The organism is Xylophilus sp., assembly GCA_009914555.1.
GTDB lineage: Bacteria > Pseudomonadota > Gammaproteobacteria > Burkholderiales > Burkholderiaceae_C > WNDY01.
In genome coordinates this window covers 1-19,998 of the sequence record WNDY01000067.1, presented here as the reverse complement: position 1 = coordinate 19,998, position 19,998 = coordinate 1, and the positions used below count along the sequence as shown (strand labels likewise).

The window sequence follows — 19,998 nt, the reverse complement described above, 5'->3', positions numbered from 1 at the left end:
CGGATGCGGCGCAAGGGATGGTCGGCGGGAACGAAGTCGTCCAACCTTCGCATCGTGAACAAGCCTTCGGTGAATGTGTCAGCGCCGCGCATCGCAAAGAGTTTCGTGGGTCTGCAAAGACAACGCGCCAGATCCACCGAGGGGGGACGCTTGAGTGAAGTATTTCAGCAGCCTGTTAGGAAGTCGCTGCGCTGGCGCAGCGCCTCGCGCAGCTCGCTGCCGAAGCCCTTGTCGGCGACGCCGGCCGCACCGCCGATCAGTTGCCGGTCCAGCCAGGTCGCACCGATCACGCGCGCCTGCCGCTCGATCGGCAGGTGCGACTGCAGCGTCACGCTGCCGCCGGCCAGGCGCTGCGCGTCGTGCTGGCGCGCCCGCTCGGGCAGGTCGGCTGGCACGCGCCATGCCCCCTCGGCGACGCGCTCGACCAGGCCGGCGCGGCGCAGCGCTTCGAGCCGGCGCACGTGCGCAGCCACGATCTCTTGCGGATCGCCGCGCCCGGGCTCCGCCCGCAGCAGTGCGAGATGGTGGTCGGTGCGGTACAGGCCCCCGTCGGCGAGCCCGGCGATGGTCTTGTCCACCGCGCGCCCCTCGGCCGCGCTGCGCGCTTCGACCACGGCCCCGGCCGGAAACTGTTCGAGTTCGGTGCCGGCCGGCAGCGCGACGTAATGCGCCCGGCCGTCGATGCCGTCGAGCACGAGGTAGCCGCGCTCCTGCAGCTCGTCAGCCAGGCCCTTGCCGACCACACGGCCGACCACGGGTGGCGCCCTATCGCCCGGCGTGAACACCGCCATCTCGCGCTGCTGCGACCCAAGTGCGTGCTGCATGGTCCGCACGATGTCCCCGCGCTCTCCCATCGCGCGCAGCGTGGGTTCGATGTCGGGCCTCAGGCGCCAGCGGTTGATGCCGTCCGGCTCGGCCAGGCCCATGACGGTGAGCCGCTGCAGCCGGCCGATCAGCAGCGTGCGCGGCTGGCGCGCCGCGTCGGCGTTCGCCGCCAGTTCCACCACGCCATCACGGGATTGCTGCGCCCACTGCTGCAGGCCGCGGTCCAGGCTGGTCCAGCGCTCCTGGTCCACCTCGCGCAGCAGGCCGTCGCGGATCTCGCGCTCGGTGCGCGGCCCGAGCCATTCGGTCGCCAGTTCGCTGGCGCGCAGCCGCATGCCATGGGCGATGTAGTCGCGGGCGATGATAAGGTCGTGGCCGGTCTGGTCGCGCCCGCGCAGGACGATGTGCGTGTGCGGGTTGTCGGTGTTCCAGTGATCGACGGCCACCCAGTCGAGCGAGCTGCCCAGGTCGCCCTCCATGCGCGTCATCAGGTGTCGCGTATAGCCGCGCAGGTCTTCGAGCTGCTGCGCGTCCTCGGGCGAGACGATGAAGCGGAACTGGTGGCGGTCGCCGCGACCGCGTTCCTCGAACCCGGCCGGGTCCGCGTGGTCGGTCGTCAGGCCGTAGGCGTGGCCTTTGCCGCCGTCGCGGTCCACGCCCTCGCGCTCGATGTAGCGCAGGTGCGTTTCCACCGAGCGTGCACCAGCCTGCTTGAGCACCACGTAGCGGGCCTTGATGACGACGCGGCGCGCGCGGGGGCCGAGCTTCCGGCCGGCGGTCTGCGCCGCGACGTGGCCTCGCCCGAGCTTGGCGGCGCTGCGCGCACTGCCGCGCGAGGACTTGGTCGAAGGCTTCGCGCCGGCCTTGTTCGCCTCGCGCAGCACACGGCTGACGAAGCGCTGGCCGCCACTGGGCTGGCGCGCCTTCGGCGGCCCCGGGCGGACGCGAAAGCGGTCATCGTCGCGCGATGTCATCGCGCAGGCTCCGGCGCAGCCGAGCGCATCCCGGCGCAGGCGGCACGCAAGAATGCGAGCGCCGACGCGCATTTCCCGCCGCTCGCGGCACGCGGCCGGTCCCAGGCCGTGCCGCGCCAACCCCCGTGCAGACAAGGCCCGAGGCACCCGCACGTGCCGCGCCCTTCTATCTTGCCCTCCGCCCGTCTCCCGAGTTCTGGCGATCGCTGGCGCGACTGGCCCCGACGGTCGGGCGGCGATCGTATGCACGGACGAGGCGCGCCAGCCGCAGGCGGCGCGGTGAGGCGCGTGCATGTCGGCTGCATCTGGATCGGCAGCGCCGATGCAATGCGGGCAGCAGTCATCGCGCACCCCAGGTCCACATCGGCTGCGCGCGGCCGAGCACGGCCGCCGCGTCGATGGGACCGAAGTACCGGCTGTCGAACGATGCCGGGTTCGTCGCGCTGAGCAGGAACAGCTCGCCGTCGCGCAGCGCGCGGCAGTGCGACCACAGCGGCAGGCCGCGGCCCAAGCCGTCGGCCTCGCGCGCGAGCGCCACCGGCACGTCTTCGACGTAGACGGTGCGCTGCGCGAGACACACCCGCTGCGGCGCGATCGCGCCGATGCGCTTGAGCAGCGGGACGCGCTCGGGCAGGTAGCCGCGCAGCCCAGCGAGCGCGGCTACCTCGGCCGGCAGGCGGGCCAGCACGATATCGCCGACGTGCAGCGCGTCAGCCACCGTGCCCGCCGATTCGATGCGATACCAGCCGCGCGGCACGCTGTCGCTAGGGTTGTAGACCCAGCGCGCAGCGGGCGCGCGAATCACAGGTCCGGCGAGCGCTGCGATGCCGAGGGCTGCGCACAGCGCGAGAACGAGGCGGGGCGTACGCCGGTTCATCGCAGGGCCTCCCCGCGCAGCCAGGCTGCATGCCGCTCGGCGCCGTAGGCTGGCAGCGGCTGGCGGGAAGCGAGGCGGTTGCCGAGCGTGTGCCAGTACGCGGGCGCGGTATCGGCCGGGTCGATGGCAAGCGTCTCGATGGCGTCGATCCGCTGCAGCACGGCCTGCACCGCAGCTTCGCCTTCGGCGCACAGCAGCTGATGCGCGCCAGGCCGGATGCCGGCGATGCGCTGCATGCGCTCGCCCGGCGTGCGGGCCTGCAGCACCATGAGCTGCCAGCGCGTCGTGCCGTAGTCGTTGGACTCCCAGCGCACGCGGCAGAAAACCGCGCCCGGCGCAAAGCCGGCGCAGCGCCGCCAACGGTCCAAGCGCAGCTCGCTCAGCGGCCTTCCGAAGCGCAGGTAGAGGTTGATGCGGCGCTCGACATAGGCGAGCGAGACGCGCGTTAACAGCGTGTCGCGCGGCACGTCCGATGGCACGATTACCTGCGCGGCCGCCGGCATCGGAAAGATCGAAGGCGATACGTTCATGGCCGCTGCTCCGGGAATTCGCGCTCCAGCAGCGCGCGCAGCATGTCGGCCACGGTGATGCCCTGCGAGAACGCCGCGACCTTGATGCGCCCGCGCAGCGCTGGCGTCACGTCCAGCGTCAGGCGTGCGGTGTAGACCTCGGCGCGCGCGAGCGCGGCGAGGTCGTTGCCGTCGCCGGCGCGTATCCATGCCTCGGCCTGCGGATTGGCCTGCGGCCGTGCGCCAATCGGCACGCGCTGCATGCGCTTGCCGTTCTTCACGGCCGGCTGCTCCGCAGCACCTCGGCGGCGAGCGCGGCGATCTCGCGCGCGGCCGGTCCGTCGTCATCGATCTCTCGCACCAGCCGGCCGGCGGCCACGCTATCGGCGAAGGCGATGCGCTGTCGCACCTCCGCCGACAACGCGAGCAGCGGCTGGTCGGCCAGCGCACCGCGCGCCTCGCGGCCGATCACAGTGGTGCTGACGCGCCGGTTGATGACGAAGGCCGCGCGCAGCGCCGGCCGGAACATCTGCGCCTCGCGGATCAATGAGACCATCTCCGCACTGGCCCACACGTCGTAGGGGCTGGGCTGCACCGGGATCAGCACGAGGTCGGCGGCGAGCAGCGCGGAACGCGCAAGAGCAGCGATGCGCGGCGGCCCGTCGATGACGACGTGGTCAGCGCGGCGTGCGAGTTCGGGCGCTTCCTGGTGCAGCGTCTCGCGCGCCAGGCCGACGGCGCCGAACAGGCGCGGCAGGCCGCTCTGGCTGCGCCGCTGCGTCCAGTCCAATGCCGAGCCTTGCGGGTCGGCATCGAGCAGAAGGACGTTCTTGCCAAGCAGGGCCAGCTCGCCGGCCAGATGCGTAGCGAGCGTCGTCTTCCCGACCCCGCCTTTCTGGTTGAGCAGCGCGATGATCATGGCGCGCTCCTGGCAGGCCTGTTGGCAGACCGGTCTTCCGCCTTCTTCCTGGCGAGCCTCGGGCGCACCTGCGCCGAGTGCGTGCCGGTTGCGTGCCGTGCGCGATGCAGGCTTTTCCACAGCGCGCGGCCCTCTTCTATCGTTAGGTTTTTATTAAATACGTTAGATACGTTAGGAGGCTCGCAAGTCCGCGAGGTGCAAAGACTTTTCGACCATCCGCACGCCTGATAGCACGAGTCCGCTGCGCCTGATAGCACGAGCGGCAGCACGCCTGATAGCACGAGCCCGTTCACCGGCTGTCCACAGGCCACGCACCGTCGCCGAAACTGCCGCCCGGGCGAAGCGGTGCCGTGGACGGCACGGGACGGAAGGCCAGAACCTCCGGACCGCGCCGCGAGCGCAGGATGGCAAGCGCATAGCCCGGCAAGGGCTGGCGCGCGACGATGCGCCGCAGGTCGCAGGCGAAGTCCGCGAAGCGGGCCAGACTGCCGGACTTGCGGTGCAGGTGCATGAAGTCGAAGCGCCAGCCCTCCGGCTGCCATCCCGCGTGCTTGCGCACCAGGCGATACAGCCAGCGCTCGATGCCGCCCGACAGACGGAAGTAGTTCGCGTCGATGGTGAGCACCAGGCTGTCGTCCATCACCCCGGCGTAGAACCAGTCGGGCAGGATCAGCTCGATGCCCAGCGGCCTGCCCTGCCCGTCCGCGCGCTCCTTCCACTCGTTGATCCACGAGAAGCGGTGCAGCCGCCGCGCGTTGGCCTGGCGGATGGAGGTGGCCACGCTGGTGGACTGCAAGCGGTCGAGCGCGGCCTTCAGGCGCTGGTAGTCGCGCAGCGACGTGCCGCGGCCCACGAAGCGCAGGATCTCGTGCGGGGTCGCGGCCATCAGCCGCGAGCTGCGCAGGCCGGCGTCGCGGGCCTCGATGATCTGGCTGGCTGCCCAGATCAGGATGTCGGCGTCCCAGATCGTGGCGATGCCGTGCTCGGCCGTGCCCTCCACCCGCACCGTCACGGGCCCCGCGCGGAAGTCGATCGGCACCGTGCGCCGGCTCTTGGCCAGCGAGAAGAACGGGTAGGCCATCGAGTCCTGCACGTCGCGCGCCGGCATCTCGCCCGGCATGGCGTGGAACAGTTCGAGCTGCTCGCGCTGCGGGTCGCGCGGGGCGGCCATGGGTTGCGGCGTCCATGACCATCAGCGCCCGCCGTCGCGGCGGAGCGCGTGGCGTTCGGTGCGCAGTTGCACGTACTCGGGGTCGCAGGTGGCCTCGAAGCTGCGGGCATCCGCCCAGGCCTTGAGGTCGGACCGGGCGTACATCACACGTCGCCCGAACTTGCGAAAACGCGGCCCGCCGCCGATCACGCGGTGCTTCTCCAGCGTCCGCGGCGACAGCCGCAGGAAGGAGGCAGCCTCGTCGTTGGTGAGGTAGTCCGGCTGCGCCGTGGCCGCCGCGCTGGCCTGCGCAGGCTCGGACGTCGATGAGGGTGCGGCCTGCGGCCGCAGCGAAGCGGGTCTCATGGAATGGGCCTCCGTCGGTGCTGGTCGCCGGCAGGCGAAGCGCCGCCGGTTGGAGGCAGTCTCAGAAAAGCCCGGCGTCCTGGGGACGGACGTTCGCGCGTCAGCCGGAACGTCCGTGCCTGGAGGGTTCCATCTGCAGTAGGCGCCGGTAGCCGCCATCGACGAGCGCCTGGCCGCGGCGCGCCAGCCGGCGCACCTGGGCGCGCAGCTCGCCCAGGTCGTGCCAGCGTTCGGCCACCTCGGCTGCGCCGAACAGCGCCTGCGCAATCTCGCGGTGCGTGGCGCCGGCGGCCAGTCCGTCCAGTGTCTGCAGGCTGCGCATGTGCAGCAGCGCGATGCGGTCGGGACGCCCGTGCGCGTGCGCATGGACCTGCGCATGGGTGCCCGGCCGTGCGGTCTCGCGGCCGTAGTAGGCGTCGATGCGCTCCATCGTGGCGGTCGCGGCGCGCCAGCGCTCGCGCAGCCGAGGCCCGGCCGCCAGGCCGTGGGCATAGGCCATGCCGTGTTCGAGCGAAGGCGAGAACACGGCGCGTAGCGTGCCCTCCGGGCGGTAGGCGGTCAGCAGCAGGCGCTGCCCGTCATGCGCGAGCTGCTTGCGCCCGGGCATGCGCCACAACCCGAAGACCGGCGCATCGAGCGCAGCGGCCGCATCGGGGAGGAGTTGCGGCAGGCCATCGGGATCGGGCAGCCAGGCCGGCTGCGCCTGGCGCGCATCGCGCGCCGGGTCTTCGAGCAGGCGCAGGCCCCAGGCTGCGGCATGGCCGGCTTCCTCGTCGCTGCCACGCGCGTGCCGGTCATAGACGGCGCGGTAGCGCGGATGGCGCCGCAGGTACTCCCAGGCCAGCGCCGGACCGTCCAGCGTCAGCGCATAGAGATACGCTGCGGCCGGACGCCAATCGTTCGCACGTGCACCCATGTCGAAACTCCTTGCTCGAAGGTGGCGCCACGGGCAGCAATCCGATCCGTGCGGTAGCGTGCTTGTCTCGGTGTTGGACGTTGGAATTGAAATCGCAGGCGAGGCCGCGTGCGGCCGCCCTTGCGCCGCGACCTCCATGATACGAGGGCACACCCCTCGAACCGTCTGCGGCCCCGCTTCGCCCGGAGCCGCCCGCGTCAGTCGTTGATCGACCCGTCTGCCTCGGCGCGGCGGACGTATTCCGACAGCGGGCGCTTCGGCACGAAGTGCGTGTCGCGCGCCACCGGCAGGTTGCGCGGGCCGCGGATGCTCTGAAGGTCCGACAGGCGCACGTGGTCCAGGCGGGGGACGCCCACGCCGAGGTCGCACAGGCCGTAGGCCGTGTCCTCGTCGCGCGGATCGAGCTGCACAAGCAGCCAGGTGGCGTGCGCGTCGGGGGTGAACAGCTTGACCACCGGCCACGGGTCGGCTTGTCCCCCGTTGACCGCGGCATTGCCGTTCTCGAGCAGCTCGCGGCGCTGCTCCTCGGTGATGAGCGCGGTCACCGGCACCCTCTCCGGACGGAGCAACCGCCAGGAATGAGCGCAATGGGAAGCCGCCGCGGGCGTGTCGCAGTCGCCGGAAGAGGTGTTGTGCGGACCATCATGTGCTGGATTCAGGGGTCAGCATAAAGCGGGCCAACGGGATTGCAACCGGGTGAACCCGGAAAATGAATCCTATAGATTGTAGCCCTATAGGTGTCCATGCGATGTCATCTTGGACTTGTCCCAAGTCCATTGATGATTCCGAAGAACTCGTTTCCAACTGCTCTGCGAACCCTCCGAAAAGCCCGTGGCCTGAGCCAGGAAGCGTTTTCGGAGGTATCGAGCCGCACGTACATGAGTTCGCTCGAACGGGGCTTGAAGAACCCGACGCTCAGCAAGGTGGACGAGCTGTGCGAGATCATGCAGGTGCATCCACTGACGCTGCTGGCCTTGACCTACGGCCTCGACGCCAAGGGGACGGACAAGCTCCTGGCTCGCGTGCAGCGCGAACTGGCCGATCTGCAGGCAATCGCCAAGGATTGAACGTGCCCACAGGGCGCCGCGGGCGGCGCCCTGACTGGCCTGCTACGTCACGATGCGCCCGGCCTGGTGCGCTTCTCGCGCGTAGCTGCTCAGGCGCCTCTCGGCCCGGAAGTAGAGGTCGCGCTCGACCGGCAGTCCGAGCGGGCCGCGCAAGGCCACCAGCTCGGCCAGGCTCACCCAGCCCGTTTCAGGACAGCCCAAGCCCAGGTCGCACAGGCCGTAGGCATGGTCCGGCGAATCGGGGTCGATCGCCGTCAGCAGCCAGGTCGCGCCGGCGTCGGGCGTGAATAGCTTGACCACCGGAGCGGGGTCGAAGCCCTTCTCGTCCAGCGATCGCCGGCCGTTGGCCAGCAAGACGGTGCGTTGGTCGTCGGTGATGAGTTCGGTCATGGTCTTCTCCTTGGAAGGAATGCCGGGCGGGATTGCCCGGGACCGCGGAGAAACACGGCGCAGCGCAGCCGTCAGGGTTCGGCAGACGGCCGCAGGCCGCAAGCGTGCGCAGCACGCGCAGACCTTGATGGCGAGACCGGCGTGGTACGTTGGGCGGACCCGCAAGCCAGCTCTGCTACCACCACCCCATCCCTGCCCGCCTTGGCTCGCGCGCCGCGCGAGCGCGTCAGCGATGGAAGCCCGAAGGGGCGAGACGCCCGTAGCGCAGCGAAGGACGGCTCGATGCGAAGCACGACAGCGCGACCCGGCATCGCCGGGGGACGCCCGGATTCACGCATCCGTGCAGAAGCACGAACCCTCGAAGCCGCACTCGTTGAAAGACACGAACGAACGAATCCGCCTTTTTCCGAAACCACGCAAGCACGAACACGCATTGGGGATTCCACGTGCAAGCCCGAAACCTCGAAGAATCAAAAGCGACTTCCCCTGCAACGACAAAACCACGAAGCCGCTTTTACGGAAAGCCGCCGATACGACGCGACCGGCGCGTCGCCCATCCCGGCCGAGGTCGCGGCCAGGCTGAAGTGCCGGCAGACGTGCCAGCGCCCCGCCGGGAGGCGGGGCGCCGGGGTGGACGGCGTCAGTCGCCCTTGCTGCGCGACCAGATCAGGTTGTGCGTGCCGTCCTCGGCCTCGACCAGGCGAGCGTAGATGGTCGCCGGGAACGACGGGTCATCGAGCGTCACCGACAGGTAGGGCCGATCCGCGCGGCTCACCTTCTTCCACGCCGCGCCGATCTCGAAGCTGCCGGCGACGATGCGGTAGTCGGGAGCGTTCTCGCTCTCCTTGTCGTTGGGAACGAACTTGACCTTGACGTTGAGCGTCAAGGTGCGGACGGTGCCGGTGAAGCCGTTGTTCTGAGCGGTGAAGGTGCCGATGTTGGCCATAATGAAACTCCTTGCGGTGGTTGACTGGTCGCGCCCATCGCGGCCTTGTCGGTGATCCGAAGGGCGAGGCACGGGCGGGCAGCACCCCGCAGAGCAGCGCAGCGGAGCGAAGGGGCCGCAACAGCGTGGAGGACCGGGAGTGCCCGAAGAAATTTGTTGCGCGAGGAGCTGCCGCAACGCAGTGGAGGGAGCGGGGAAATTTGTTCGGGCCGGACGGTTGCTGCCATGAAGCCCGTGCATCGCCAGGATTCACGACAAGCCAAGGCCGCCCTGGGCGCGACTGCCACCGCAAGGGGCCATGGCCGATGCACCGCCCCGCGAACACCGCCGGCACAGTGCGCACCTCCACCGCCGTCACGGTGGGTCCCCAACGCGAGCGAGCCGCTCCCTTGCATCGTCGCCAGCAGCTTCGGCGCGGCGTGGAAGAGCACGACGGATCGGCCACGGCATGAGAACCCGGCCCGGCATCATCGAAGGCCGCTGCAGGCGTCGGGACCGGACGTGCCGCAACCGCATCTGGACGGGCGGCCCGCGACGGGGAGGCACACGCCGGCGCGCGCCACCCGGCATGCTCAGGGCGCCGGCTCGCGCAGCGCGGCGACCTTGGCCGTGATGCGCGACTCGATGGTCTCGCGCGATGTCGCCACCAGCGTGACCACGGCTTCGCAGACGACTTCATGCGCATCGTGGGCGCGCACGCGGAAGGTGACGCTGCGGTCGCTCAGGCGCTCGACCCATCCGCGCAGCCGCAGCGGCGAGCCCGGCGGGATCGGCCCCAGGTGGTCGATCCGGATGGACCGCCCGACCACCACTTCCGCTTCGGCGTCCGTGAGCTGCTGGACCTCGCGGATGCACACGGACTCGATGACTGCGACCAGGTAGCCCGTGGCCAAGCATTCGATCAGCTGCTCCGCGTAGTCGCGGCCGTGCGGCAGCCGCGAGAAAAGCGAGCGCGCCGTCTGATCGACCGGAACAATGTAGGACTCCTCGAAGAAGACCGCGCTGACTGCTTCATGGTTCATGGGTGCGTAGTGGCGAGAGGACGAAGGCCTCCGATCCACCGATGCTCCCGTGCAGTGGCCGGGCCGCAAACCCGCTGCGGCGGGCACTGGCGCGCTGCAGCGGGTTTGCGGCCCGGCCTGGATGTGAAAACGCGCGCGGCACACCTGCCGCGCGCGTCGCGCTGATTTCACCAGCCCCGGCCGACCCGCGAGGCCGGCCGGGGCTGGTCGCGTCAAGCGGCTTCGACCACTTCCTGCGCCTCGTCGGCGTTGTCCTCAGCGGGCACCGCCGCATCCTCCTGTGCCTCGGCCTGCGCCGCGGCGGCTTCCATCACGCCCTCCGGCGCGCGGAACATCGCGGGCAGCCAGCCGCTGCCAGCGGCCAGCCGTTCGGCCTCGGCGGCGATCTGCGCCTTCTTGAGCTTGCCGAGCCGGTGAACTTCGGCCGGTGCGAACGCCTGCACCGCTTCCAGCGCCTTGGCCTTGGACACGTGCTCGAAGTAGCCCGCAGCGGTCGGCGCCCACCACTGGCCCATGTCCAGCCCCACGGCCTGGGCCAGCAGCGACAGCAACTCGGATTCAGGCATTGCCAGCAGCTCGGCGAACAACGCCTCCGAATCCTCTGGCAGCCGCTGCGCCCACGCCTCGCGCACTTGGCGCATGCCCGTGGCAGCCGGTGCCTCGGCCACGTCTGGCGCGTGCTGCTCCAGCCGGTCCTGCGAGTCGGCGCTGATGTTCAGCGGCGAGCCGTGGTAGCCGTCCAGCACGATGCGCTGCGCGAGCCGGTGCACCACGGCCACCAGCGCGACCTGCGGATGCCGTGCGACTTCGGCCTGCAAGGCGGCGGTGCGGTGCGCCGACAGGCGGCGCGCCAGCTTCTCGGAAATCGTCAGCGCAGGCGGTTCGTCCGAAGGCCGTTCCTGTTCCTGCGTGCCGGCCTTGCCCGCATCGTCGTCGGCCTCCGCACCACGCTGCTGCGCGCGCAGCGCCTTGGCCTCGTCCTCGCGCAGCAGCCCGCGATGCACCACCACCGCGCCTTCCGAATCGAGCGACACCACGGCCCCGGCCATCGGCACCACGCCCACCGGGTAGACAAGCAGCTTGCGCTCGATGGCGTCCAGGTCGTTGCCGATCGCGTCCATCGCATCCTGCAGCGCCTGCGCCTCGTCGTCGCCGATGGCCTCGTCCTCGTCCAGCCGCTCCTGCAGCTTGGCCTGCTCGGCTTCCAGCTTGGCGATGCGCTTGGCGTCGGCCTTGCCGGGCTCGCGCCGCGAGGGGCGCACGCGCTGGAAGCGGTGCAGGTCGGCGTAGATGGCACGCGGGGCCACGTCCACCCAGCCCCAACCCTCGGCGCGCACCTCTTCGACCACCGCCGCGAGCCGGTCGCGGGCCAGCGCGTCCAGCAGTGCGGCATCGGCCAGGAACACGCCGCTGTGCTCGTCCGCGAACAGGTCGCGGCGCATGCGACCGCCCGCCTGCTCGTAGGCTTCCACTCCGACGAAGCGCGCCACCGGGTCGCGGCCCGCGTCGATTTCCTCGCGGGTCAGGTGATCGCGCAGCGACTCCGGATCGCGCTGCCACTGCGGTGAGTCATAGAAGGCCGCTTCCTGCGCCTTATGGTCGTCGGTGATGGCGACGGCCATCAGTTGCTCGAGGGTCACGGCCTCGGCGCGGTAGTCCCTCAGCAGGCGAGGCGAGACGTTGGCGAGTCGAAGACGCCTGTGGACCACCAGCGGCGTGACGCCGAAGTCGGCAGCAATGTCCTCGACGGGGCGGCCTTCCTTGACCAGCACGGCAAACGCCTCGAACTGGTCGGCGGGGTGCATCTGCTCGCGCAGCAGGTTCTCGGCCAAGCTCACGGTGCGGGCCGAGGCATCAGCCACCAGCAGGCAAGGCACTTCGTGATCGGCGGCAATGCGCTTGCGCTTCGCCAGCAGCTTCAAGGCGGTCAGGCGGCGGTCGCCGGCCACCACTTCGTACTGCTCGCCGTCAGGCGCCAGGATGACGATGAGGTTTTGCAGCAGGCCCAGGCGGGAAATGCTGGCGGCCAGTTCGGGGATGGACAGGCGCGGCGTCGTGCGCGCGTTGCGCTTGGAGCGGCGCGGCAGCAGCCGCGAGAGCGGAACCAGAATCAGATTGCGCGCGGGGTCGGCCACTTCAAGCGCGACGGCGACGGCAGTGGTTTCGGGAAGCGTAGCGGCATTCATGATGAAACTCCTGATGAATGAAGGAAAGGACGTGCCAACGGAGGGAAGAAACGGAGGGGCCGTGTTGGCGTGAAAGCCCCTCCGCGTGGGGTTCGGGCGGGGTTCAGGCCTTCAGGCGCTGCATGCCATCGGCGAGCAGCCACAGCGCGCGGTTCAGGCGCAGGTTCTGGTCGATGCCCTGCACGGGCCGCGTGTGCTGGCGGCGGCCGTTGGCCGTGCGCGCGGGCAGGCCGCCCCGGGTCAAGTTCTCCTGCGTGCGGTTGAACACGCTCCACAGGTCGGGGCGGTTGTCGTCGACGCGGCGCGGGGCCAGCACCTGCGCTTCGGTGATGGGCGCGGGCTTGGCGGGATCGTCGTACTTGAGGGTCAGCGCGGCACGCGCGAACACTTCGGCCTCGCCGCCGTCCAGCGTGATGGCGCGCATGGCATCGCGCGAAGCCTGGGCCTGTCCGAAGCTTTCCAGCACCTCATAAGCGCCCTCGATCACGTGGTCCGCCACGTCGCCCTTGTGGGGCACGCGCACGTCCGCCGCGGTGTCGCCGCAGACGAGACCGTTCATGCACACGAAGCGGAGCATTCCGGCCAGCATCTGGTAGCTGCTGGTGCCGTCGTGCGAGTTCAGCAGGATGATTTCGTTGGCCTCGCGGCCGTTGATCTGGCTGGCGTGGCGCAACCGCAGCATGTGCTTGGTGAAGTCGCGCCGCCCTTCCTGCCGCACGCGGGTCTGGCACACCATGAAGGGCTGGAAGCCTTCGCCGCGCAGCTTGTGCAGCACCGTGGCGGTGGGGATGTAGCTGTAGCGGTGGGAGCGGCTGCCGTGCGGGGCCTGCGCGAAGATGGACGGGGCCACCGTCCTGATCTGCTCATCCGACAAGGGATGTTCCGAACGCAACACCGGCGAGTGCGGTGCGAAGCGGGATGCGAGTTGCATGGTCTTTCTCCAATGGAAGTTGGCTGTTGAACAACCCCCACCGGATTCCTAGATTCGGAGCCCTCTTCGGACTCCCCGGTGGGGTCGGCGCGAAGACCCAGTGCGGCCTGGTTGCCACCGTCTTTCCTGAGTTCATCGCCCGCGACAAAAGGGAGACCGCGGCCGGTGGCCGTCAAGGAAGAAGCGCCGGGTGTTGGGGCGGCCCGCAGCGAAGCGAGGACACGGCCCGGCGCGCCTTGACGGACGCCGGTCGCGGGCTACAGTCGCGGACAAGGTGATGGGCTCAGGAAAGACGGCGAGCGCGGCAACGGTCGATGTCGGCGCCGGCACCACGCAAGCGAAGCGCGCAGCGCCGCCAGGCGCGTAGGCCGATCAGGCGCAACCTGTTCGGCGGTCTCGAAGGGGCGCCGAGCGCAGCGCGGCGGGGATGGGCCGCATGGCCGATCCCCTGGAGGCAAGCGCAGCGCGCAGGCCCGCCAGGGCCGAAGTCCCCCGGCATGAGGCGCAGCAAAGAAAAAGCGCCGCGCCCGCAGCGAGCGGGCGCGGCGCGTGACGGCCCAGTGAGCGATCAGCTCGACGCCGGCGGCACCATCGCCTGCAGCTGCTCGATGACGCCCGGCTCGACGAAGACGCAAGCTTGGTTGGCCTCGATCGGCACGTTGAACACCTGCGCGAACACGTGGCGCTTGATGTGCGCCAGCAGGCCCGTGCGATAGGCCTGCTCGGGCTTCGGGCGACCACCCGGCGAACCGCTGCGCTGCGGATCGCATTCGACCAGCGCGACGAAGCCCTCGTCGGCCAGCTTTTGATGTTCGGCGCACAGGCCCCAGCCCGTCGCCGTGTAACGCTCCATGGTCGCGCGAAGGGCAAAGGGCCCGAAGGCCCTTTGCATGGGGGCTTTACATCAGATCAGCCCGCGCTCGGCAAAGCTCAGCACCCTTGCCCCGGCCACGATCAGGTGGTCCAGCACCCGGACATCGACCAGCCCCAGGGCCTGCTTCAAGGTCTGCGTCAACACTTCATCTGCCCGGGAAGGCTCTGCCTCTCCCGAGGGATGGTTGTGCACCAGCAGCACCGCCGAGCTGCCCTTCAGGATCGAGTCTTTGACCACCTCCCGCGGATAGACCGAGGTCTGCGTCAGCGTCCCGCGAAACATCTCCACGTAGTCGATCACCCGATGCTGCGCATCGACATGGATGACCGCGAAGACCTCGTGCGGCAGCGCGCCCAACCGCGCCCGCAGGAAGTCCCGCACCACCGCCGGCGACGACAGCACATCGGCTCCCCGCACCTTGCCTGCCAGCACCTGCTGCGCTGCCAGCAGCACCTCGTCGGCATCAGCTGGCCGGTACTCTCCCGCCACATCGCGCACCAGCAATGCAGTGGCCACGCCGGAAACAGCAGCGAAGGAATCGAGGGAAGAGAAGAGATCGTGCGACATCGTCGGCTCCAGTGATCGAGCGGGATTGCCCGAGACCGGAACCGGCACGCCGCAGCGCAGCGCTCAAGGCTCCAAGACGGCCGAAGGACGCAAGCGCACGGCGTGCGCGCAGGCCTTGAACGCGAGAACGGTGTGACACCCTGAAGAGAACAGCAAGCCAGCCCCACCCGCCGCATCACCTGCCCCAATGAGCAAGCGCAGCGCGCAGCGGCCCTGCCGCGCAGGCATCAGCGATGGAAGCCGAAGGGTCGAGACCTGCAGGGGCTCGATGCGCAGCACGTACAGCGCGGCCCGGCGTAGCCGGGAGATGCACAGCACATGGCCATCACCAGAAACGCCACCAGGGCTTCGATGCAATGACGGCCAATGGCGTCAGATCCAATGGCCTGCTGGGAACCACCGTCTGACCTGCACGCCGACGATGCTCAACCTCGTAGACATGCGCATACCCACGCGCATTCCTGTTTCCGCGCAGTGCCTCCAGCCGCCACTGCCGGGCGAGTTCCATCAGTTCGTCATCGGAAAGACGCTCAAGCTCCGTCACGTAACTGCGGCCTCCATCACGCCGCCGGCCGAAGCGGTACCGACTGCGGCATCCACAGGCTGCAGCCATTCACCGGCTGCCGGCGCAGGCGCCATTCCTGGCCAGCGCGCCTCTCGCCACAACTCGATGGCCGCCTCCTCCCACTGCATCCGATCCAGCGTGTGCTGACGCAGCTGCAGGCGGTTCGTGCATTGCGCAATCCATTGAGCGGTCAACTCGGCCATAAGCACATAATACTGTTTTTATAACCAGTGTTTTCTGTAGAATCTGTCGTCCCCAAAAAATCACCAGGGAGACAGCATGTTCAACTCAGCAATCGTCCTTCCGATCACAGTCCAAGCGTCGAAACTCGCTCGCAAGCCGGTCGCCCCCCATTTTCCAGCACCCGGGTTCCAGGCCGACATTCAGCAGCAAGCCGCGCGCATCATCGCCACCACCGCAAAGAACTGGCTAGCGGCCGCACACTGAACCCAGCCGAACGTCTGCATACGCACCGAAAGGACCGGGATCGCAGGGCCGTCTGCAACAATTCCTCGGCACAGGAAACGATTGCAACCCATGTCCCGGCACTACCTGAACGTCCCCTTCGCCCAGAAGGACGCCGCCAAGTCGCTCGGCGCGCGCTTCGACGGCGCGGTCAAGCGCTGGTACGTCGAGGATGGCCGAGACCTGACGGCCTTCGCCCAATGGTTGCCCGCACCAATCACCGCGCCCTCCTCTTCAGGCGAACTCGTCCTCCCGAGCACCGACGGCGCAATCGCCCTCACCTCCCCCAAAGGCATCTCGCTCTCCCGTCTGCTGGGCGGCGTGGCCGAGGCCGTCTCCCAGGCCTTCGCCAAGGGCGTCTGGACCCTGGTCGAGGTCGTCGAGGCCCGCGCACGCGGCCACGTCTACCTGGAACTTTCCGAGCGCGACGGCAGCGGTCAGCCCATCGCCAAGGCCCGCGGCGTCATCTGGAGTTCCACGGCCTCGCGCATCCTGCCCGAGTTCGAGAAGGCCACTGGCGCGGTCATCGGCGCCGGCATCAAGCTGCTGCTGCGTGCACGGCCGGTCTTCAACGCCCAGTACGGTTTCAGCCTGGAGATCGATGCCATCGATCCCGACTACACGCTGGGCGACCTCGAAGCCCGCAAGAAGGAAATCCGGGATCGGCTGCAGAAGGAAGGCGTCTTCGACCATAACCGCCGCCTCGCACCGCCCTGGGATTACCGCACCATCGTTGTGATCGCCCCCGAGGACGGCGCCGGCCTGGGCGACTTCCGCAAGGAAGCCGAGCGGCTGGAACGCTTCGGCATCTGCGGCTTCGTCTATGCCCATAGCCGCTTCCAGGGCGAAGGGGCAGCGCGCGAGATCGTTTCGGCCATGGCAACCGCCCTCGAACAGTTCGACAAGGCCAATCCGCCCGATGCCATCGCGCTCATCCGCGGCGGCGGCGCCGTCAACGATCTGGCCTGGCTCAACGACTACGACCTGGTCCGCTTCCTCTGCGACCAGGACATTCCGGTCTTCACCGGCATCGGCCATGAACGCGACAACACGCTGCCCGACGAAGTGGCCCACACCCGCTTCGACACCCCGAGCAAGGTGATCGCCGGCATCGAGCAGCACATCCTGCGGCGCGTGCGCGAGGCTGAGACGGCCGCCCAGGAAGTCTTCGCCACCGCTGCGCGCTTCGCCCAGTACACGAAGGCCGATGTCGAACGCCGCGACGCCCAGGTCCGAGCCGACGCCAAGACCCATCTGAGCCGTGCCCGACAGTTCAGTGCCGAAGCCCTGCACCAGGTGCAGGCCGGCGCCACGCGCCAGATCAATGACGCCGGCGTGCGCAGCACCACCCTGCTCCACCAGACCCAAACCGAAGCAGCGCGGCATCTGTCCTCGGCGCGGCAGCAGGTGCCCGCGCTCATGAACGACATCCGTGTGCGCTCGCAGCAACAGGTCGGCGACGCGCGCAGCAACGCAAGCCTGGACTTCCAGGCCATCCTGGCCCATGGCGGTACCACAGTGCGCACCACGCGGCAATCCGTGGACGACCAGATGCAGCGCCTGGCAGAACGCGCTCAGGGATCGGTGCAACGGGCCAGGACCGGCACCGAGGCCCTCATGCGCGAAGTGACGGGCCAGGGTCCGGACAAGACGCTCGGCCGCGGCTTCGCCATCGTCCGCGCCCCCGACGGCCACCCCGTCACCAACACGGCCCAAGCCCAGGAACTCAACATCATCGACATCCAGTTCAGGGACGGCCGGATCAACGCCCGACCGGACGGCAAGACATGAAAGACAAGCCCATGACAACGAGTTTCAGGGAAGCGTACGGCGTGCTGCAACGCCATGCCGAGACGCTGCGTACGCAGGACGAACCCAACATTGACGACCTGCTGACCATCGTCACTGAATCGGTCAGTGCCTACAAAGTCTGCAAGCAGCGCATCGATGCAGTTGAGGAAGCGCTGAAGGCCGCCCTGGATGGTGCAGGCGTAGAAACCACTCCATCACCTGCAGCGGCAACACCGCAGGCGGCAAGCCCCGCCCCTGCGAAAACGCGTAGTGCCGCTCGCCAGGCAGCCCCTCCGGCTGCCTCATTCGACGACATGGACGACGACATCCCGTTCTAGCGTCTCATCGGCAATGGCCATGAGGAAGGATGCATACCTGCCCCGATCCACGAGCAAGGCATCCAGGCGCTAATTGACTGCCGGTATGCCCATCGCGTTGAGCGTGGGCGTCGTCATCGTGCCGGTCTTCTGCAAACCTTTGAGGTCCTGGAAGTAACGCAGCGCCTGGCGCGTGCCTTCGTTCATTACCCCATCCACCTGTCCGTCGTACAGCCCCAGCCCCCTGAGCTTGATCTGCACTCGCATGATCTGGAGACGCAGCTTTTCCGGATGGGTTAGCTCCTCCCGTGCAGCCGCCGAGCCTCCGGGGACGGTCTGCCCGGGCCGTGCAGTAGTCCCGGGCTCCGCGAGTCGATTGGTCGCGGTCCCTGTAGCTGGTTCATAGAGCGGCGTGGCGCGTGAAGGCATGGGTGCCGGCGCTGGCGCTGGCGCCACATAGGACGGAGCGGGAGCCGGACTCGGCGCCACGTAGGCGGGCGCACGATAGCTCGAACTGCCACCTCCGGAGCCCGAGTAGTGCGAGCTGTGACTAGAATGGGAACGATGGCTGGAATGGGAGCGATGGCCCGCAAACAGGTTGTCGGCCTCCAGGTTCAATGGCCGCAGGGGGACGGCCCCGGTAGCATCCAGCGGTTCGATTTCCGCCTTGGGGCCGGGGACCGTCGACAGGCTCTTTGTGGTCAGCAAGGGAAGACCAGCAACGAACAGCGAGAGATTGCGGATGAACTTGCTCATGCGATGACTTCGCCTGTCTCGATGGTTTTCAATGGGGCGGGCTTCCAGCCCTTCTCGTGCCATGCGAACAGCCCCGCGCATTCGGCCTTCACGGCGCAGCGGTCGCATTCGCTGGCATAGACGTTCTTCCAATCGGAGATGCTCCGATGGGCGACCGGCCACAGCGGCCTTGGCAGCGCACAAAGCGGCGCATTCATGAATAGATGAGGAATCGCGTGGCGCCGCAGCACGCGCGCCACCTGCTCCAGCGTATCGCCCCATGCGCTCAGATCCACCTCGCACAATTCGCGGTTGGCCAACGCGAATCCGATCGGTTCACACCCCATCAAGGCCACCTCGCGCACGAAAGGCAGGTTGCGGCCAATGAAGCCTGCCAGCTCCGGCAGCACCTGCAACACAGGCTCGATCAACACCACGCGAAGCTGGATGTCCTGACGATGTGCTTGAAGCGCCAGCAGCCCAGCCAGCGTTTCGTGAAAGGCGCCATGCGCCTGCACCACGAAGTCATGCACGAAGTCGGCGTGGCCGTAGAGCGGAACCAGCCACCGGACCGGTACGGACAATCCGTCCAGGATCGTCGAGACCACCTGCGGATCGGCAAACAGCCGCCCGTTGGTTAGCACCTCCACCCGGGCCCGCGGATGGTGTTCGGCGACGGCATCTAGCACCCGCCGAAGTCCCACCCCCAGCAGCAGAGGCTCGCCACCGGTCAACCCGAGCACCTCCGGCGAATGGCGCAGATGGCGAATGGCATCGACGGCCTCCTCCACCAGCCAGCTGTCATCTCCGGGCGTGGGCGGCTGCGAGCACATCAAGCAGTAGCTGTTGCACCGGTTGGTCATGAACAACGCGTGGTGCGTGTCCGATTCCCACAGCAGCACGATGGCCTCGCCCTTCTCGGGATGCGGCACCACGACGTCCCCATCGTGAAGCTCCGCACTCTCGACCCAGGCGATGTTGGTGAGCGCCGCGCTTTGCAGCCCTTCGACGCCAGCCCTTTCCTCTGGCGACCGCACCCTCACCAGAAATCGAAGCTCGGGCGTCCATTCGGCTGCGATCTCGGCATAGCCCACCACCCGATGCACACGCGCTTCGCATCCGGGCTGGAACGTGGCCTTGATCTTGCGCATCAGACCACCTCCTCCGTAGTCGGGCGTGCCCACTGGTGGAACAGGTCCAGCAAGTCCTCATCCGCCGTACGGAGCGCCACGAACATGGCATCGAACAGGCCCATGTGACGCTGGCAATGCTCGGTGTCTGATCTTGCCCCTGATTTACGGACACCTATCTAAGCGACTGATCTTGCCCCTGATTTACGGACACCTATCTAAGCGACATTGGCCAGCTCGTACTGCTCTGGGCTGAGGTAGCCCAGGGTCGAGTGCAGCCGGATCCGATTGTAGTCAACCTCAATGTAGTCAAACACATGAGCCTTGGCCTGCTCCCGTGTGGCGAGGTGTTCACCATGGATGGCCTCGACCTTCAGACTGTGGTTCCAACTCTCCATTGCTGCGTTGTCGTAGCAGTTGCCTCTGGCACTCATGCTGGCGATCAAAGCGTATTGCTCCAACAGGGCGCGGTGCTC

General features: G+C 68.4%; 22 protein-coding genes and 2 pseudogenes. 3 read left to right on the top strand and 21 right to left on the bottom strand.

What is annotated here, in order from left to right; genetic code table 11:
- Nucleotides 1-176: 176 nt before the first annotated feature.
- From GAK38_RS20540 to GAK38_RS20500, 9 genes and pseudogenes are all read right to left on the bottom strand, one after another.
- A pseudogene (locus tag GAK38_RS20540) lies at nucleotides 177-1,799 on the bottom strand (relaxase/mobilization nuclease domain-containing protein); the annotation flags it as partial.
- Between the two features lie 340 nt (nucleotides 1,800-2,139).
- A complete protein-coding gene (locus GAK38_RS20535; RefSeq protein WP_325346800.1) occupies nucleotides 2,140-2,676 on the bottom strand; it encodes a S26 family signal peptidase in 537 nt (178 codons plus the stop codon).
- The gene (locus GAK38_RS20530; protein ID WP_443089253.1) at nucleotides 2,673-3,206 is read right to left on the bottom strand and encodes a DUF2840 domain-containing protein; all 534 of its coding nucleotides are present in this window, start codon (nucleotides 3,204-3,206) and stop codon (nucleotides 2,673-2,675) included. Before GAK38_RS20530 ends, GAK38_RS20535 begins: the two co-directional genes overlap by 4 nt.
- Nucleotides 3,203-3,448: a chromosome partitioning protein ParB gene (locus GAK38_RS20525; protein WP_325346801.1), complete on the bottom strand. Its 246-nt coding sequence runs from the start codon at nucleotides 3,446-3,448 to the stop codon at nucleotides 3,203-3,205. Before GAK38_RS20525 ends, GAK38_RS20530 begins: the two co-directional genes overlap by 4 nt.
- Nucleotides 3,449-3,462: 14 nt before the next feature.
- Nucleotides 3,463-4,104 (bottom strand): ParA family partition ATPase, encoded by a 642-nt coding sequence (gene parA, locus GAK38_RS20520; RefSeq protein ID WP_325346799.1) that lies wholly within the window; start codon nucleotides 4,102-4,104, stop codon nucleotides 3,463-3,465.
- Between the two features lie 289 nt (nucleotides 4,105-4,393).
- Nucleotides 4,394-5,275, bottom strand: a complete 882-nt coding sequence (locus GAK38_RS20515; RefSeq protein WP_325346798.1) for a replication initiator protein A — start codon at nucleotides 5,273-5,275, stop codon at nucleotides 4,394-4,396.
- 21 nt (nucleotides 5,276-5,296) lie between these two features.
- Nucleotides 5,297-5,620 carry a helix-turn-helix domain-containing protein gene (locus GAK38_RS20510; RefSeq protein WP_325346797.1) on the bottom strand — a complete coding sequence of 108 codons (324 nt, stop codon included), beginning with the start codon at nucleotides 5,618-5,620 and terminating at the stop codon, nucleotides 5,297-5,299.
- A gap of 100 nt (nucleotides 5,621-5,720) precedes the next feature.
- The gene (locus tag GAK38_RS20505; RefSeq protein WP_325346796.1) at nucleotides 5,721-6,536 is read right to left on the bottom strand and encodes a DUF2285 domain-containing protein; all 816 of its coding nucleotides are present in this window, start codon (nucleotides 6,534-6,536) and stop codon (nucleotides 5,721-5,723) included.
- Nucleotides 6,537-6,733: 197 nt separating this feature from the next.
- On the bottom strand, nucleotides 6,734-7,081 hold the full coding sequence (locus GAK38_RS20500; RefSeq protein WP_325346795.1) for a DUF2958 domain-containing protein: 348 nt from the start codon (nucleotides 7,079-7,081) through the stop codon (nucleotides 6,734-6,736).
- A gap of 234 nt (nucleotides 7,082-7,315) precedes the next feature.
- On the opposite strand from GAK38_RS20500, the gene GAK38_RS20495 reads away from it, so the two are divergent.
- Entirely contained in the window at nucleotides 7,316-7,603 is a 288-nt protein-coding gene (locus GAK38_RS20495) for a helix-turn-helix domain-containing protein (protein WP_325346794.1), read from the top strand.
- Nucleotides 7,604-7,645: 42 nt separating this feature from the next.
- Here GAK38_RS20495 and GAK38_RS20490 read toward each other — a convergent pair whose 3' ends face one another.
- The 9 genes and pseudogenes from GAK38_RS20490 to GAK38_RS20450 form a co-directional block, all read right to left on the bottom strand.
- Nucleotides 7,646-7,993: a DUF2958 domain-containing protein gene (locus GAK38_RS20490; protein ID WP_325346793.1), complete on the bottom strand. Its 348-nt coding sequence runs from the start codon at nucleotides 7,991-7,993 to the stop codon at nucleotides 7,646-7,648.
- Between the two features lie 640 nt (nucleotides 7,994-8,633).
- Nucleotides 8,634-8,939, bottom strand: coding sequence for a DUF736 domain-containing protein (locus GAK38_RS20485; RefSeq protein ID WP_325346792.1), 306 nt, complete (start codon nucleotides 8,937-8,939; stop codon nucleotides 8,634-8,636).
- 572 nt (nucleotides 8,940-9,511) lie between these two features.
- Nucleotides 9,512-9,961 carry a thioesterase family protein gene (locus tag GAK38_RS20480; protein WP_325346791.1) on the bottom strand — a complete coding sequence of 150 codons (450 nt, stop codon included), beginning with the start codon at nucleotides 9,959-9,961 and terminating at the stop codon, nucleotides 9,512-9,514.
- Between the two features lie 212 nt (nucleotides 9,962-10,173).
- The gene (locus tag GAK38_RS20475) at nucleotides 10,174-12,147 is read right to left on the bottom strand and encodes a ParB/RepB/Spo0J family partition protein (protein WP_325346790.1); all 1,974 of its coding nucleotides are present in this window, start codon (nucleotides 12,145-12,147) and stop codon (nucleotides 10,174-10,176) included.
- Between the two features lie 103 nt (nucleotides 12,148-12,250).
- Nucleotides 12,251-13,078 carry a DUF932 domain-containing protein gene (locus GAK38_RS20470; RefSeq protein WP_325346789.1) on the bottom strand — a complete coding sequence of 276 codons (828 nt, stop codon included), beginning with the start codon at nucleotides 13,076-13,078 and terminating at the stop codon, nucleotides 12,251-12,253.
- Nucleotides 13,079-13,646: 568 nt separating this feature from the next.
- A pseudogene (locus tag GAK38_RS20465) lies at nucleotides 13,647-13,943 on the bottom strand (ATPase); the annotation flags it as partial.
- Between the two features lie 39 nt (nucleotides 13,944-13,982).
- Nucleotides 13,983-14,519, bottom strand: a complete 537-nt coding sequence (locus GAK38_RS20460) for a JAB domain-containing protein (protein WP_325346788.1) — start codon at nucleotides 14,517-14,519, stop codon at nucleotides 13,983-13,985.
- Between the two features lie 325 nt (nucleotides 14,520-14,844).
- Nucleotides 14,845-15,063 (bottom strand): hypothetical protein, encoded by a 219-nt coding sequence (locus tag GAK38_RS20455; protein ID WP_325346787.1) that lies wholly within the window; start codon nucleotides 15,061-15,063, stop codon nucleotides 14,845-14,847.
- Complete coding sequence (locus GAK38_RS20450; RefSeq protein ID WP_325346786.1) at nucleotides 15,060-15,287, bottom strand: hypothetical protein; 228 nt, start codon at nucleotides 15,285-15,287, stop codon at nucleotides 15,060-15,062. The genes GAK38_RS20455 and GAK38_RS20450 overlap by 4 nt, the downstream gene beginning before the upstream one ends.
- Nucleotides 15,288-15,621: 334 nt before the next feature.
- Here GAK38_RS20450 and xseA point away from each other — a divergent pair, with 334 nt between their 5' ends.
- Nucleotides 15,622-17,340: an exodeoxyribonuclease VII large subunit gene (xseA, locus tag GAK38_RS20445; RefSeq protein ID WP_325346785.1), complete on the top strand. Its 1,719-nt coding sequence runs from the start codon at nucleotides 15,622-15,624 to the stop codon at nucleotides 17,338-17,340.
- Complete coding sequence (xseB, locus tag GAK38_RS20440) at nucleotides 17,337-17,678, top strand: exodeoxyribonuclease VII small subunit (protein ID WP_325346784.1); 342 nt, start codon at nucleotides 17,337-17,339, stop codon at nucleotides 17,676-17,678. Before xseA ends, xseB begins: the two co-directional genes overlap by 4 nt.
- A gap of 69 nt (nucleotides 17,679-17,747) precedes the next feature.
- On the opposite strand, the gene hxsA is transcribed toward xseB, so the two are convergent.
- From hxsA to GAK38_RS20425, 3 genes are all read right to left on the bottom strand, one after another.
- Nucleotides 17,748-18,413: a His-Xaa-Ser repeat protein HxsA gene (hxsA, locus tag GAK38_RS20435; RefSeq protein ID WP_325346783.1), complete on the bottom strand. Its 666-nt coding sequence runs from the start codon at nucleotides 18,411-18,413 to the stop codon at nucleotides 17,748-17,750.
- Complete coding sequence (hxsC, locus tag GAK38_RS20430) at nucleotides 18,410-19,543, bottom strand: His-Xaa-Ser system radical SAM maturase HxsC (RefSeq protein ID WP_325346782.1); 1,134 nt, start codon at nucleotides 19,541-19,543, stop codon at nucleotides 18,410-18,412. Before hxsC ends, hxsA begins: the two co-directional genes overlap by 4 nt.
- A gap of 197 nt (nucleotides 19,544-19,740) precedes the next feature.
- Nucleotides 19,741-19,998: IS3 family transposase (locus tag GAK38_RS20425; RefSeq protein ID WP_291776025.1), on the bottom strand; the 258-nt coding region annotated here is incomplete at its 5' end.

Bases quoted from the DNA above. Each gene is read 5' to 3' on its own strand.
- GAK38_RS20535 (WP_325346800.1), bottom strand. From the start codon at position 2,676: ATGAACCGGCGTACGCCCCGCCTCGTTCTCGCGCTGTGCGCAGCCCTC.
- GAK38_RS20530 (WP_443089253.1), bottom strand. From the start codon at position 3,206: ATGAACGTATCGCCTTCGATCTTTCCGATGCCGGCGGCCGCGCAGGTA.
- GAK38_RS20525 (WP_325346801.1), bottom strand. From the start codon at position 3,448: ATGCAGCGCGTGCCGATTGGCGCACGGCCGCAGGCCAATCCGCAGGCC.
- parA (WP_325346799.1), bottom strand. From the start codon at position 4,104: ATGATCATCGCGCTGCTCAACCAGAAAGGCGGGGTCGGGAAGACGACG.
- GAK38_RS20515 (WP_325346798.1), bottom strand. From the start codon at position 5,275: ATGGCCGCCCCGCGCGACCCGCAGCGCGAGCAGCTCGAACTGTTCCAC.
- GAK38_RS20510 (WP_325346797.1), bottom strand. From the start codon at position 5,620: ATGAGACCCGCTTCGCTGCGGCCGCAGGCCGCACCCTCATCGACGTCC.
- GAK38_RS20505 (WP_325346796.1), bottom strand. From the start codon at position 6,536: ATGGGTGCACGTGCGAACGATTGGCGTCCGGCCGCAGCGTATCTCTAT.
- GAK38_RS20495 (WP_325346794.1), top strand. From the start codon at position 7,316: ATGATTCCGAAGAACTCGTTTCCAACTGCTCTGCGAACCCTCCGAAAA.
- GAK38_RS20490 (WP_325346793.1), bottom strand. From the start codon at position 7,993: ATGACCGAACTCATCACCGACGACCAACGCACCGTCTTGCTGGCCAAC.
- GAK38_RS20485 (WP_325346792.1), bottom strand. From the start codon at position 8,939: ATGGCCAACATCGGCACCTTCACCGCTCAGAACAACGGCTTCACCGGC.
- GAK38_RS20480 (WP_325346791.1), bottom strand. From the start codon at position 9,961: ATGAACCATGAAGCAGTCAGCGCGGTCTTCTTCGAGGAGTCCTACATT.
- GAK38_RS20475 (WP_325346790.1), bottom strand. From the start codon at position 12,147: ATGAATGCCGCTACGCTTCCCGAAACCACTGCCGTCGCCGTCGCGCTT.
- GAK38_RS20470 (WP_325346789.1), bottom strand. From the start codon at position 13,078: ATGCAACTCGCATCCCGCTTCGCACCGCACTCGCCGGTGTTGCGTTCG.
- GAK38_RS20460 (WP_325346788.1), bottom strand. From the start codon at position 14,519: ATGTCGCACGATCTCTTCTCTTCCCTCGATTCCTTCGCTGCTGTTTCC.
- GAK38_RS20450 (WP_325346786.1), bottom strand. From the start codon at position 15,287: ATGGCCGAGTTGACCGCTCAATGGATTGCGCAATGCACGAACCGCCTG.
- xseA (WP_325346785.1), top strand. From the start codon at position 15,622: ATGTCCCGGCACTACCTGAACGTCCCCTTCGCCCAGAAGGACGCCGCC.
- xseB (WP_325346784.1), top strand. From the start codon at position 17,337: ATGAAAGACAAGCCCATGACAACGAGTTTCAGGGAAGCGTACGGCGTG.
- hxsA (WP_325346783.1), bottom strand. From the start codon at position 18,413: ATGAGCAAGTTCATCCGCAATCTCTCGCTGTTCGTTGCTGGTCTTCCC.
- hxsC (WP_325346782.1), bottom strand. From the start codon at position 19,543: ATGCGCAAGATCAAGGCCACGTTCCAGCCCGGATGCGAAGCGCGTGTG.